General features: G+C 57.3%; 8 protein-coding genes and 1 pseudogene. 8 read left to right on the top strand and 1 reads right to left on the bottom strand.

Annotated features, from left to right (window positions below; all coding sequences use genetic code 11):
* Positions 1-278 precede the first annotated feature (278 nt).
* The 8 genes and pseudogenes from IPN92_00845 (at position 279) to IPN92_00810 (ending at position 11,656) form a co-directional block, all read left to right on the top strand.
* Complete coding sequence (locus IPN92_00845) at positions 279-1,052, top strand: hypothetical protein (GenBank protein MBK8636872.1); 774 nt, start codon at positions 279-281, stop codon at positions 1,050-1,052.
* A 72-nt stretch (positions 1,053-1,124) separates the two neighbouring features.
* Positions 1,125-1,463 carry a P-II family nitrogen regulator gene (gene glnK, locus IPN92_00840; GenBank protein ID MBK8636871.1) on the top strand — a complete coding sequence of 113 codons (339 nt, stop codon included), beginning with the start codon at positions 1,125-1,127 and terminating at the stop codon, positions 1,461-1,463.
* 30 nt (positions 1,464-1,493) lie between these two features.
* On the top strand, positions 1,494-2,915 hold the full coding sequence (gene amt, locus IPN92_00835) for an ammonium transporter (protein ID MBK8636870.1): 1,422 nt from the start codon (positions 1,494-1,496) through the stop codon (positions 2,913-2,915).
* A 900-nt stretch (positions 2,916-3,815) separates the two neighbouring features.
* A pseudogene (locus IPN92_00830) lies at positions 3,816-4,624 on the top strand (IS5 family transposase).
* A 194-nt stretch (positions 4,625-4,818) separates the two neighbouring features.
* Positions 4,819-7,179, top strand: coding sequence for a glycosyltransferase (locus tag IPN92_00825; protein ID MBK8636869.1), 2,361 nt, complete (start codon positions 4,819-4,821; stop codon positions 7,177-7,179).
* Between the two features lie 323 nt (positions 7,180-7,502).
* Positions 7,503-9,899, top strand: coding sequence for a glycosyltransferase (locus tag IPN92_00820; protein MBK8636868.1), 2,397 nt, complete (start codon positions 7,503-7,505; stop codon positions 9,897-9,899).
* Positions 9,896-10,750 (top strand): glycosyltransferase family 2 protein, encoded by an 855-nt coding sequence (locus IPN92_00815; protein MBK8636867.1) that lies wholly within the window; start codon positions 9,896-9,898, stop codon positions 10,748-10,750. The genes IPN92_00820 and IPN92_00815 overlap by 4 nt, the downstream gene beginning before the upstream one ends.
* Before the next feature lie 6 nt (positions 10,751-10,756).
* Positions 10,757-11,656, top strand: a complete 900-nt coding sequence (locus IPN92_00810; protein MBK8636866.1) for a glycosyltransferase — start codon at positions 10,757-10,759, stop codon at positions 11,654-11,656.
* A 233-nt stretch (positions 11,657-11,889) separates the two neighbouring features.
* Here IPN92_00810 and typA read toward each other — a convergent pair whose 3' ends face one another.
* Positions 11,890-13,704: a translational GTPase TypA gene (gene typA, locus IPN92_00805; GenBank protein MBK8636865.1), complete on the bottom strand. Its 1,815-nt coding sequence runs from the start codon at positions 13,702-13,704 to the stop codon at positions 11,890-11,892.
* Positions 13,705-14,060 lie beyond the last annotated feature (356 nt).

The raw sequence follows: 14,060 nt of genomic DNA, 5'->3' as shown, positions 1-14,060 counted from the left end.
TGCGGTGGCGGGGATTATAGCGCCCTGGCCGCATCCTGACCCTGGTCCGCCGCATGCCCCATAATGGTGCGGCCACCCCCGGCCCGGGCCGGGAGTCCGCGCCAACTAAGCGCCAAAATCCCTGCCGCGACGGGGTAAGGCGCTGATCTGGCTCTGAGTTGCTGGCGTGGCCGAAGATTGGCACAAAGACTGCAAGAGTCGATTCGTCATCTTTATGGCCCCGGCCTGGTCGGTGGCATCCCTAACATCCAAGCATCCTAAAGAGAGGTCAATTAGCCATGAAAGCCCAAAAATTGATTGCCGCTGGCATCGCCAGCGCCCTCCTGTCCACCCCCCTGACGGTTCTGGCGGACGACGAGGGTAATCCGCCCCCGGAACATAGTGTCAGCGCCAACATCGGCGTGGTCAGCAACTATATCTGGCGCGGCATCACCCAGACGGATGACAAGGCGGCGGTCCAGGGCGGCCTCGATTACAGCCACAGCAGCGGTTTCTATGCCGGGACCTGGGTCTCCAATGTCGATTTCAACCTCGACGAAAATAACCCCAGCGCCGAAGCGGATCTCTATCTGGGCTTCACCAACTCCATCATCGAGGACCTGACCTATAACGTTAAGGGCATCTACTACGCCTATCCGGGTGGCAAGGATCTCAACTTCGCCGAGGTGGGCGGCAGCTTGAATTACAAGTGGTTCAAGCTGGGCGTGGATTACACCGTCTATGGCGAGAATGACGGCGGCCTTTATGACCAGGGTGACTGGTATTTCTCGGGCGGCTTCACCTACAGCGAGTTGCCCTATGGCCTGAGCTTTGGGCTGCGCGCCGGCTATACCGATTTCAAGAACAGCGACATCACCTTTGTCGAAACCTTGAATGACATCGACATCGAGCGCTCGGCCAATGCCGACTACTGGAACTATGGGGCCAGCATCAGCAAGACCGCCGGCGATTTCGGCACCTTCAGCCTGAACTGGGACCAGAACAATGGTGAGGAAAACGTGGGATTCAACAATGATCCCAAGTTTTGGGTGGGCTGGTTGAAAACCTTCTAACCGCGAAACCCAACCCCGACGTATCACAACGCGTGCCGGGCCGGGTCCCGGCCAACAAGGGAGCTATCTAGCATGAAACTGGTCACCGCCATCATCAAACCCTTCAAGCTCGATGACGTCCGCGAGGCCCTCTCCGACATTGGCGTATCGGGTATCACCGTTACGGAAGTCAAGGGTTTCGGTCGTCAGAAGGGTCACACCGAACTCTATCGTGGCGCCGAGTATGTCGTCGATTTCCTGCCCAAGATCAAGGTCGAGATTGCCGTGGCGCCGGATCAGGTCGATCGGGTCATCGACGCCATTACCGGGGCTGCCCGGACTGGCAAGATCGGCGACGGCAAGATCTTCGTCTCCGATCTGGGACAGGCCATCCGCATCCGCACTGGCGAGACCGGTATTGATGCCTTGTAATCTCGATGCGCTGTATAGAGGGTTGATGTTATGAGCAAACTACTTGCTATTCTGCTGCCGGTTCTGGGGCTTGGCCTCGCCGGGAGCGCCTGGGGCGAAGAGGCCTTGAAGCCCGCCGCCGATGTGATTGCCGCCGCCGCCCCCTTGGTCAACAAGGGTGACACCGCCTGGATGCTGATCTCCACCGCCCTGGTCGCCATGATGGTGATTCCCGGCCTGGCCCTCTTTTACGGGGGTCTGGTCCGGTCGAAGAACATGCTGTCCGTGCTGATGCAGGTCTTCATGATCTTTTCGCTGATGATCGTGCTGTGGTTCATCTATGGTTACAGCATTGCCTTCACCGAGGGCAACCCCTTCTTCGGGGGCTTTTCCAAGCTGTTCCTGAACGGGGTCACGGTGGATTCCCTCGCCGCTACCTTCAGCAAGGGCGTCGCCATTCCCGAATATGTTTACATCATCTTCCAGGCCACCTTTGCCGCCATTACCCCGGCCCTCATCGTCGGCGCCTTTGCCGAGCGCATGAAGTTCTCCGCGGTCATGCTCTTCATGGTGATCTGGTTCACCTTCTCCTACCTGCCCATGGCCCACATGGTGTGGTACTGGGCCGGCCCGGATGCCTACCTGGATGCCGCCATGGGTGAAGCCGCCGCCGCGACCGCGGGTTTCCTCTTCCAAAAGGGTGCCCTGGACTTCGCCGGCGGTACCGTGGTCCATATCAACGCCGCCATGGCGGGTCTGGTGGGTGCCTACATGGTGGGCAAGCGCATTGGTTACGGTCGGGAAGCCCTGGCGCCCCATAGCTTGACGCTGACCATGGTCGGTGCCTCCCTGCTCTGGATTGGCTGGTTCGGTTTCAACGCCGGCTCCAACCTCGAAGCCAACGGCCTTACCGGCCTCGCCTTCCTTAATACCATGGTTGCTACCGCGGCCGCGACCCTGGCCTGGACCTTCGCCGAGGCCCTGATCAAAGGTAAGGCCTCGCTGCTGGGCGCGGCCTCGGGCGCGGTGTCCGGCCTGGTCGCCATCACCCCCGCCTGCGGTTGGGTGGGACCCATGGGTGCTCTGGTGATTGGCCTGGTGGCCGGTCTGCTCTGCCTCTGGGGTGTGAATGGCCTCAAGCGCCTGCTGGGCGCGGACGATGCCCTGGACGTCTTCGGTGTCCATGGCGTGGGGGGCATCGTCGGCGCCTTGCTGACGGGCGTCTTCGTCAACCCGGCGCTGGGTGGCGTGGGCGTCTATGACTACGTCGCCAACGCCGTCGGCCCCTATGACCTCGTCACCCAGGTGACCAGTCAGGCCTGGGGCGTGGGCGTGGCCATCGTCTGGTCTGGCCTGGTTGCCCTCATCGCCTACAAGCTCGTCGATCTGGTGATCGGTCTGCGGGTGCCCGAGGATGAAGAGCGCGAAGGCCTGGATATCACGGCTCACGGCGAGTCTGCCTATCGCTATTGATTTGCCAGTGGCAGGGACGCTAAGGGGCCTTCGGGCCCCTTTTTTATTGGTGGTGATGGGGGGTGAGGGTGACTTTGAGGAGGGTGGGCAGCCCGGCTTGGACTGGCCGCGTTGCCAAGTGGTGCCGACCCGCAATCTACGCCCGCTGCCATCCCGAGCAAACCGTCCTCTACCGGCTCCCCCAGCAGCACTTAGAGATTTACCTGGCGCTCGCGCGGGACGAGGATCGGGACGCCATGGGGTCCCGGCCAACGCGGAGCAGGAGTTTCGCAGGTACTTGGAATGCGGCATCCTTTCCCGGTTCGGTTACGATTGGACCGCCTCGGGTTTATCGGAGGTGCCAATCTTTCAGCGGATGGAGCGATGAAGACAGAAACGAAATTATTCCCTGAGGTGAGCGGGTGGGCGGTGCGACAGGTGCGGGATCACCCGGAGGCACCTGCCTCGCCCTTGGCTGCTATCCACTCCATCGCTAGCCAGATCGGCTGCACGTTACTTGTTGATGACTACACATGGTCGTATGCTGCAACTGGTAGATAGCAAACTGATGGTATCGTGCACACCCAACCTGTAGATAACGAGCAGCCGTCACCCCATATCAATGCAATCTTTCGCCTCCTTGTCATGCCGCGTTCTTCATATGACCAGTTAAGGGGACACTGATTTATTCAAACCCTATTGATTGCTTGTGATATAATCACTGCCACCTTCTTTCCGACCACCAAATAGCTCCATGCCTAAGTAGATCTTCTTCGCCCAGGCCGAGTATGACGCCAAGCGCAAGACGACCCGCCGGGACCGTTTCCTGAGGGAGATGGAGATCGTGGTACCGTGGTCGCGGCTGCTGGAACAGTTGCGTCCTCATCATTATCCCGAGGCGGGCAGGGGGCCAGGCCGCCGATCGGGTTGGAGCTGATGTTGCGTCTCTATTTCTTGCAGCAATGGTTTGGTCTGGCTGATGAGGCCCTGGAAGATGCCGTCTACGATAGCTAGGCGTTTCGGGGCTTTCTGGGCCTGGATCTGGTAGGCGAAGCGGTGCCCGATGCCACCACCCTGCTCAAGTTTCGCCATTTGCTGGAAGCGGAGGGCTTGACCAAGACCATTTTCGAGACCATCAATGCCCTGTTACGCGAACGTGGTCTGCTCATGAACAAGGGCACACTGGTGGATGCGACCATCATCGCTGCCCAGGCCTCGACCAAGAACCAAGACCACGCCCGCGATGCCGAGATAGGTCATACCCGTAAGGGCCAGCAATACTACTTTGGTGCCAAGGCCCACATCGGTGCCGACGCCGCATCCGGGTTGGTGCATGGCGTCACCACCACGGCCCCCAACGTGGCGGATATCTCCGCGCCGGGCAACCTGCTGCACGGTGAGGAGGCTGCGGTGTTTGCCGATGCCGGCTATACCGGCGCTGAGAAGCGCGCGGAGCTCAAGGACCGGCAGGTGACCTGGTATATCGCCGCCAGGCGCGGCCAGGTCGCCGCCTTGCCGGAAGGCGAGGTAAAAGACCTGACCCGGCGGATCGAGCGACTCAAAGCCCAAGCCCGCAGCCGCGTCGAGCACGTCTTCCACCTCATCAAGGACCGCTTTCACCATCGCAAATTGCGCTACCAGGGGCTCAAGAAGAATGGCCGCCCAGCATGAGGTGCTCTTTTGCCCTGGCCAATCTGATTATCGCCAAACCGGCCTTGCTGGCCGCCTGAGGGGGTACTGCGCCCAAAATAGGGGGCAGGGCCTCAGGAGCCACCCAGAAAGCCCAAAAACCGGTTAAAACGGGTTCCTTGGCCCTAAAAAACGCTCTCCGAGGGCGAGGGAAAAGAATCGGGCCAATCTTCAGCGTTTCCTTAAGTGAGATTGGAACTGGGCCTGGGCCCATAAATAGATGTAAAGCAAGTCAATGAAAGTATCGTATATCCTCCGTCACTTTCCTCTCCCTTCCGAGACCTTTGTCATCAACGAGATCATTTCGTTGCAGTGCCAGGGTGTCGATATTCACACCATATCGCTGTTCGCGCCCGAAAAGTGCCAACAGGGGCTCATGGGTAAGGTTCAGCGTGCAGCCTATGATCTGACAGCATTCAATGTGTATGAACAGGCTCAACAGAGTGGCTTTCTGACTTCGGCAGTCAAACATGTGGCGAAGATGGAACTTCCTGAGAGGTATGGATGGTATGCCGCCTTGGTCGCTGACTATGTCACCGCCAACGGAATTGAACTCCTCCATGCCCATTTTGCTGCCGAGTCTGCCCTAGTTGCCATGATAACCGGGCAGGTAACAGGTGTGCCATTTACCTTTACGGCCCATGCTTATGACATTTTCATGCGGCAAAAGGGTGCAAGCGGAGGCGAGCAGCTTGTGCAGCGCCTGCGCCTTTTGTGTGAGCATGCTGCGCGGATCGTCGCTGTTTCCGAGTTCAACAAGAACCACATTCTCCGTCTTACCGATAAGAAATATGCCACCAAGGTGGAAGTGGTTCACTGTGGGATTGATCCTGAACGGTTCTGTCCTGCCTCCAGAAATCAATCGGATGTTGTTATTTTTCTCTGTGTTGGCCGCTTGGTTGAGAAAAAGGGATATGAGTATCTGCTCCGAGCATTTTCTCGTGCAAATAGCATCGCCGGGAATCTGCGTCTCAGAATAGTTGGCGACGGCCTCATGCGAAGTGAGATGGAGGAGCTTTGCCGTCAGTTGCAGCTTGAAGATGCGGTTTCTTTCCTGGGGGCAGTTGCCAGCGAGACTGTACAGAAAGAGATGAAGTCTGCCGATGTGTTTGTCCTGCACTCCGTCACTGCTGCCAATGGAGACAAGGAAGGGATACCCGTCTCTCTTATGGAGGCTTCGGCAACCGGCCTTCCTCTGCTTTCAACCAGGCACTCGGGGATTTCCGAGGTGGTACTGGATGGAGTGACGGGATTTTTGACCGAGGAGCGTGATATCGCTGGCTGTGCAAACAGTATGATTGCCTTGGCCGCTTCCAGCGACTTGCGAGAGCGGATGGGCATAGCAGGTGCAGCTTTGGTGCGGGAGCAGTTTAACCTGGGTGTTGAGTGTGAAAAGCTCCGAAAAGCGTTCGAGCAGGCCATTTGCAGCAGAGAGGCGGCACCGGCCAGCGTCATGCCCGAGAAAGTTGGCGATGGGCACGATCTAGCGGCATCTGTCATTATCTGCACCTACAACAGGTCCGACCTGCTAGCAGCTTCCATCAGGGCTGTTCAGCGGCAGGATTTTCCGCCTGACCGTTATGAAATCATCGTTGTCGATAACAACTCCACAGATGATACTAAGGCTGTCGTTCGGGATTGCGCTGCGGTATCCCCAGTTATTATCAGGTACATTTTTGAGCATCGGCAGGGACTTTCCTATGCCCGTAATGTGGGTATAGCTAATGCAAATGGCCATCTCGTGGCTTTTGTTGATGACGACATTGATGCCAACTCGACATGGCTTCGTGCTATGGTTGGGGCATTTGATGATGACGAAGTCGCCGCAGCCGGAGGACCTATCCGTGCCATCTGGATGATGCCGCGTCCTGATTGGCTTTCTGACCGCTGGCAGGGCCATTTCACGGTCAATGAATTCCTCCATGCCAGAGAGTCAGGGGAGTACACGAACCCCAATTATCCGTGGGGTGCGAACATGGCATTCCGCAAGGATATATTCGATATCGCCGGTATGTTCCCCACAGATCTGGGACGGGTAGGCAAGTGTTTGTTGTCAAATGAGGAAATTGATCTCTTCAGGAGGATAGAAGCAAGCGGCAGGAAGATTCGTTTTGCTTCCGACGCCGTTATCCAGCATAAGATTCCGGCGGAACGGATGCGCAAAACCTGGCTGTATCACCGTACCTATTGGCAGGGGCGATCTGACGCTGTCATCGATACAAATAACAGCCATGATCTTTACCGCAACCTTCTGCAGAAGGTGTCGTTCTTCTTCAACTCATCAATCGATTCCGCTTTCGATTACAGATGTATGGAGAAGTCGGCTTTCGGCTATCTCTACCATGTGCTGACGAGCGAAGGGGGAAACGGCGAATTTCGAAGATTGCGGGCTCTGAAGGTGTTGTTGCGTTCCCTTATGGCCCCGAGCTCTTCTAGAGGCGTGCAGGGTGCCGGCGAACAGGATGCAACCCCTAACCGGTTTACACAGGAACTCCTTCTGGAGAAGGATGCGCAGATTCAGGCGTTGTTGAATTCAACGAGTTGGAAAATTACCAAGCCCTTACGCATGCTGGCGGAGTTCGTGCGCTCAAAATAAAACGGTGCACTGTTTTGAGTTTGTTGTTGATAATCAGCAAAGTGTGCGGATATGAATCAACCTACTTAAATGCTATTGAAAGCTAGTCCTTGTTTCCACCCGCAACGAGATGACGGGGTTAGTAGGTGGACTTGAAATAAATAGGCTTAATGCTAATGAAGGTCTTGTAAATCCGGGCATTAACATAGTTCAAGCTGGTGCGGGATATGGCGGTGTAGTGTTCGGGGTAAAAGAATGTAAACATGCAACGCTTACTTAGCATAAAAAAGGTAGCCGATAGTAATGATATCTTCAATGCGTTAGGGGTATAAGTACGGAGCCATATGTCTGTTTACGCTCTTCCTAAAATTAGTGTAGTTGTGCCTGCTTTCAACACAGAGAGCACGCTGCGGCTTTGTCTTGACTCGCTGGCAAACCTGGATTATCCCTCTGAAAATCTCGAAGTGATTTTGGTGGATAATGGCTCCACCGATGCCACCCTTGACATCGCCAGAGACTACAACGTCACTATCCTCAACGAACCCACCATCAAGAGCTCATATGCTGCACGAAACAAAGGAATATTGGCTGCGCAAGGTGAATTGATCGCTTTCACTGACGCCGATTGCATCGTTACCCCCGGTTGGCTGAAGAACCTGGTCAAGTATTGGGACGATCAGACTGCCGGCTGTTTTGCCGGTGAGATCGAGGCGTATCAACCCACGAGCCTGGTGGAGAAGTTCTCAGATCGAGCCGGCATTTTGCGGCAGGGAGGCACTCTCTCCTGCTCCTACCTTCCCTACACGCAGACGGCCAACTCGGCCTATAGGCGTGAGGTTTTCGAGAAGGTGGGGCTTTTCGTGCCAGAGATGACCTCTGGCGGTGATGCTGATATCGCCTGGCGGATGCAAAAGCAGCTTGGGCTCCAGGTCAAGTTCATCCCCGAAGCCCTCGTCTATCATAAGCACCGTAACAGCATTGAGGGGCTCTATACTCAGTTCATGAAATATGAACAGGGAAAGCTGTACTGGGCAAAACTGTATCCTGATTATCAGTTGCCGTCCTTTGAGCAGCGCCAGCAGGAATTGATTGAAGGTGTTGAAGAGTGTTGCCGCGCACTGAAGCGCAGCCAGGTACCCCTTCTCATTGAAGAGATAGACCTAGCAGATTTCGGTTCGCCATATCTCCAGCTACTTTTGCGGGCAGGAACATTCAGAGCCCGGGTCCAGGCGGATGCCCCTGCTGATTGGGCTATACAGTTGCAGGCAGAGCTTGATCGCCCATCGCGTGAGGTTCTGGCACTGCAGCAAGAACTTGAAGCAACGGCCTATCAGCTCAAGGAAAAGGAGCGCCAGCTTGCAGGGACGGAGCACCAGCTTGCAGGGACGGAGCACCAGCTTGCAGAGGCGGAGCACCAGCTTGCAGAGACGGAGCACCAGCTTGCAGAGGCGGAGCACCAGCTTGCAGAGACGGAATACCAGCTTGCAGCAATGCTCGAATCGCTCAGTTGGCGAGCCACAATGCCCATCCGAAAGCTGCTTGGTAAGTTAAAAGGCCACAAAGCCCCAACAAGTCCATACTACCTGAAAGAGCATGGGATAGACCCCTCAAAGCCTACTCTGCTGTTTATTGCCCCCCGCCTTCCCGAATACGACAGGGCATCTGGCGATCTGCGTCTTTTCCGGATTCTGCAGATTCTTGTGACGGATTATAATATTGTCTATTTCAATAATGGAATTTGGGAGCGCTTTGTCCCTCAGGGTGAGCGCAAGTATCTGCAGGCGCTTCTTGACCTGGGGATTGACTGCATCGATTCGGAGTCGGGGCTTCGCATGCTGCTGAAGTCCCGTGAAATCGGTGCCGTCATATGCGAGTTCTACACGCTTGGGCTGAAATACATACCTCTCTTCCGTAAGATGTGTCCGACGGTGCCTTTTGTCATAGATAGCGTCGATGTGCACTTTATCCGTGAACGCATGATGTCTGAGACCCTCCAAGACGAGTCGCTGCGGTCGCAGGCTGAGAACACCAGGCGATCAGAAGTGAGTGCCTATCAGAAAGCTGACAATGTGTGGGTCGTGAGTAGCCTCGATCGGCATGTGTTAGTAGCCGAGGGGATAGCTGCCGAATCCATTACCATCGTTCCCAATATCCATAATGTTGCAGAAGAGGTTGTACCGCGCCAGCAGCGGGAAGGGTATTCACTGCTGTTTGTCGGCGGCTTTGTACACCAACCGAACGTCGATGCGGTTGAATTCTTCTGTCGGGAAATCATGCCCCTCGTGCGCCGGCGTGTACCGGGTATACATCTGTACGTGGTTGGAGACAGTCCGCCGGAGCATATCAGGAAGTTGGCGGCTCCCGATGTTTCAATCCTCGGTTTTGTCCCCAAGACTACACCCTTCCTGGACAAGTGCATGGTGTCCGTTGCTCCGCTCCGCTACGGTGCAGGTCTCAAGGGCAAAGTGGGGGAGGCATTGGCTGCGGGTCTGCCGCTGGTAACCACCAGTGTTGGAGCACAGGGGATGGATCTCGTCTCTGGTAAGGTTGCATTTGTTACCGACGCTCCTGGAGATTTTGCCGCTGCAGTTGTACGGCTGCTGGAGGAACCAGATCTGTGGGCGGCTTGTTCAATAAACGGCCTGCGCTTTATGGAGATGAACTTTGGTTATGAGGCCGTTGCCGGCAGTTTGAGAAGCCATCTGCAGACTCTGATATCCGGGAGGACTCAGCACCCATGAGTCTTACGGTGTCAGTTGTCTACCTGACGAAGAATGGCGGCGAATTGTTCGCCAGTTCTCTTGAAGCTGTGCTTATGCAGGAGTATGAAGGAGAGGTCGAGGTTGTCGCTGTCGACTCCGGCTCTACCGACGGCACTCTTGAATTGCTTGAACGCACCGCTGTCCGCCTCTTTCAAGTCCAGCCCCAGGACTTTAATTTCGGGCTCACCCGTGACTATGGTTTCAGCCTTGCCAAGGGGGAGATCGTGGTACCCATCTCACAGGATGCCATCCCCGTCGGCACCGACTGGCTGGCTCGTCTGGTGAAGCCCTTTGCTGATCCTCAGGTTGCGGTGGTTCAGGGGTGCGACACTCCTGATGTGAATACGGAACTGTTTTATTGGGAGAGGCTTCGGCTTTTCTACTATACCCGCGACGTGAAGAAATGGATGAAGGCTTACAATAATGTGGGGCTTTCGTTTACCGCCTGTGCAATCCGCCGCTCGGTCTGGGAGAAACACCCACTTGGCCGCGTCGAAATGAGTGAGGACAAGGTATTCCAGAGGAGCATTGTTCCCGCTGGATACAAGATACATCAGGCAATGGATGTCCTTGATTACCATAGCCACATGTACAATCTGCAGAGCTTGGCAAAACGATGTGAAAATGAAGGGCTTGGCTGGCGCTCTGTCGGTATTGGCTACTCGCTAGGGGATATGTTGCTGGACATGGCCAATCCACTCATCTGGTGTGCCCTGGGCCATGGTGTATTGACCTTCAAAGTTAAGCGGTTGGCAGAAGTGCTCTTTCCGTTGGTCCGGCCTTTTTACTTATATAAGGGCAATAAATCTACCTCTTGTTACGTCCACTGAGGCCCCATGCCCTGGTCCATCATCATTTGCAGCCATAATCGTGCCGCCGATCTGGCGGACAACCTGCCGAAGGTCCAGGCTCTTGATTATCCTCTTGACCGTTACGAAATCATCGTTGTTGACAATGCATCAAGCGACGGCACTGCCGCCGTTGCGGCCGCTGCTGGTGTACGCTGTGTACGGGAGGAGCGACTTGGGCTCTCCCATGCTCGCAACCGGGGCATCGCAGAGAGCAGAGGGGAGTTGATCGGTTTCATCGATGACGATGCCTGGCCGGAGCCCGAATGGTTGCAAAGGCTGGATGATCTGTTCGCGGATCCTGCCGTCGGCTGTGCCGGCGGACAGGTTGTGCCTGAATGGGGGGGGAATGGCAAGCCCTCATGGCTGCATGAGAGACATGTCTGTTTCTTTACCGTTGTCGATTATGGCGATGTCACCGCTCTTCGTTATTCGGACTACCCGGCTGGGACGAACATAGCCTTCCGCAGGACGGTACTGGAGTCCGTAGGCGGGTTCAGTTCTATCCTGGGACGGACCGGACAGCTCCTTCTCTCCGGGGAGGAGACAGACTTGTGCCTGCGGGTGGAAAGGGCAGGTTACGACATCCGCTATGCTCCCCGCGCCGTGGTGCACCATCAGATACCCGCGAGTCGTCTGACGAAGGCATGGGTCAAGGAACGCGCCCACTGGCAGGGGATTTCCGCTGCCTTGCTGGAGCAGCACTACCTGTCGGCCCCCAGCCGTTTTGTCAAGTTGCTTAAGTACGTGCTGTTTGCTGTTGCCGGTTCATTGGCAAACATTGTTTTCGCGCTGCTTGGGCAGGAGCGTGATGCATTTTTCTGTGAATGCCAGGTGGCGCTCTGTCAGGCCTACCTGAAGAAAACGTTGGGTCGAGATGTCCTTTGAGGAGGTTGCGGCAGGGACCGGAGAGGCGGGAGAAGTGATGCCAGGATGGATGGGTAGGTGCAATCTCTGCGGCTGTCCGATGCCCTGGTGGAACTACTGAAGCCGGGTCAGGATCCGCGTAACGAGGCGGCAGGTGTACTCCTTAACCCCCTCAGTTGGCGCATCAACGGGGCCTTAGGGCCCCTTTTTGTTGGTGGTGATGGGTGCGGCCCCGCTCGGGCGCCGAGGTGCGCTCATGCGGCCCGGTTCGCCTTCTTGCGCTCGAACTCCTTCAGATGGCGCTTGCGAATGCGGATGGCCTTGGGGGTGATCTCCACCAACTCGTCGGGCTCGATAAACTCCAGGGCCTGTTCCAGGCTGAAGCGAATCGGGGGGGTGAGGAGGATGTTCTCGTCGGAGCCGGCGGCGCGGATGTTGGTGAGCTGCTTGGCCTTGAGGGGGTTGACGGTGAGGTCGTTGTCGCGGGAGTGGATGCCGACGATCTGGCCTTCATAGACCTCGTCGCCCGGGCTGGCCATCAGGCGACCGCGGTCCTGGAGGTTGAAGAGGGCGTAGCCCAGCACCTTGCCTTGGCCATTGGAGATGAGGGCGCCGTTGCGGCGGGGGGCGATGCCGCCGGGGTTGGCGGGGCCATAGTGGTCGAAGACATGGTATTTCAGGCCAGTGCCGGAGGTCAGGGTCATGAACTCGGTCTGGAAGCCGATGAGGCCACGGGAGGGGATCTCATAGTCCATGCGCACCCGGCCATTGCCATCGGGCACCAGGTCCCTGAGTTCTCCGCGGCGCTCTCCCAGGGCCTGCATGATGGCGCCCTGGCTGGTCTCGTCCAGGTCCACCGTGAGCTGTTCGTAGGGCTCGCAAATGACACCGTCGATTTCGCGGAAGATGACCTCGGGGCGGGAGACGGCCATCTCGTAGCCCTCCCGGCGCATGTTTTCAAGTAGGATCGAGAGGTGCAGTTCGCCGCGACCGGAGACGCGAAATTTCTCCGGATCATTACCCTCCTCGACCCGCAGGGCGACGTTGTGGATCAGTTCCCGTTCCAGGCGCTCCTTGAGCTGGCGCGAGGTCAGATACTTGCCCTCGCGGCCGGCGAAGGGGGAGGTGTTGACCTGGAAGGTCATGGTCACGGTGGGCTCGTCCACCGACAGGGCGGGCAGGGCCTCCACGCACTCCGGATCGCAGAGGGTATCGGAGACGTTGGGGGCGTCGATGCCGGTGATGGCGATGATGTCGCCGGCATTGGCGCTCTTGATCTCGTCACGGTGCAGGCCGAGGTAGCCATAGACCAGGCCGATCTTGGCGCGGCGGCGGGTGCCATCGGGCTTGACCAGGATCACCTGCTGGTTGGGCCGGACACTGCCGCGCTGGATGCGGCCAATGGCGATGGCGCCGACGAAGCTGCTGTAGTCCAGGGTGGAAATCTGCATCTGGAAGGGACCATCCAGATCCACCGCTGGCGCCGGGCAGTGCTCGACGATGGCCTTGAAGAGGGGCGTCATGTCGCCCTCGTGCACATCGTCCGTCAGGTTGGCATACCCATTGAGGGCGGAGGCATAGATGATGGGGAAGTCGAGTTGCTCGTCGCTGGCGCCGAGGCGGTCGAAGAGTTCGAAGACCTGATTGATGACCCAGTCTGGCCGCGCCCCCGGCCGGTCGATCTTGTTCACCACCAGGATGGGCCGCAGGCCATGATCGAAGGCCTTCTGGGTGACAAAGCGGGTCTGCGGCATGGGGCCCTCCTGGGCATCCACCAGCAGCAGAACCGAATCCACCATGGACAGCACCCGCTCCACCTCGCCGCCGAAGTCGGCATGGCCGGGGGTGTCGACGATATTGATCCGGTAGTCCTCCCAGCGCAGGGCGGTGTTCTTGGAGAGGATGGTGATGCCCCGCTCCTTCTCCAGGTCGTTGGAGTCCATGACCCGCTCCACCGGACCGAAGCGATCCCCCAGGGTGCCGGACTGCTGGAGCAGCTTGTCCACCAGGGTAGTCTTGCCATGGTCGACATGGGCGATGATGGCGATATTACGCAGCTTTTCGATCACGGTGGGACAGCTCTCAAAGGTTGACGCCGGTTTTGAAACCGGAGGGCGGAAGGCAGGATGCGCGGGGCTAGGCCGGAAGAACCCCGCATTATAGCCGAAAAGGGCGGTGCCGGTTTTCTGGGATGGCGAAATTCCGGGACGGTCCGGGCGACCCTAGCCCGCGCCCGCCGTCATCGGGAAAGATAAGAATATCGGAATATTGCGATAATCAAGAAATTTTCCAATCCAAGCTTGGGCTTGCAAGCCCGGCCTAAAAAGATCAGGATTATGGCCTCGTGTCTTGCTTCCGGGTCCGCCGCGGGCACTGGGGGCAAGGGATGACAAGAACCGGGGAGGATCCGGGATTCAGTGCCAAA

It is taken from the genome of Chromatiaceae bacterium (genome assembly GCA_016714645.1).
GTDB lineage: Bacteria > Pseudomonadota > Gammaproteobacteria > Chromatiales > Chromatiaceae > M0108.
This window is presented reverse-complemented; position numbering and strand designations above follow the sequence as displayed.

Coding starts and splice junctions, on each gene's coding strand:
- IPN92_00845 (MBK8636872.1), top strand. CDS start 279: ATGAAAGCCCAAAAATTGATTGCCGCTGGCATCGCCAGCGCCCTCCTG.
- glnK (MBK8636871.1), top strand. CDS start 1,125: ATGAAACTGGTCACCGCCATCATCAAACCCTTCAAGCTCGATGACGTC.
- amt (MBK8636870.1), top strand. CDS start 1,494: ATGAGCAAACTACTTGCTATTCTGCTGCCGGTTCTGGGGCTTGGCCTC.
- IPN92_00825 (MBK8636869.1), top strand. CDS start 4,819: ATGAAAGTATCGTATATCCTCCGTCACTTTCCTCTCCCTTCCGAGACC.
- IPN92_00820 (MBK8636868.1), top strand. CDS start 7,503: ATGTCTGTTTACGCTCTTCCTAAAATTAGTGTAGTTGTGCCTGCTTTC.
- IPN92_00815 (MBK8636867.1), top strand. CDS start 9,896: ATGAGTCTTACGGTGTCAGTTGTCTACCTGACGAAGAATGGCGGCGAA.
- IPN92_00810 (MBK8636866.1), top strand. CDS start 10,757: ATGCCCTGGTCCATCATCATTTGCAGCCATAATCGTGCCGCCGATCTG.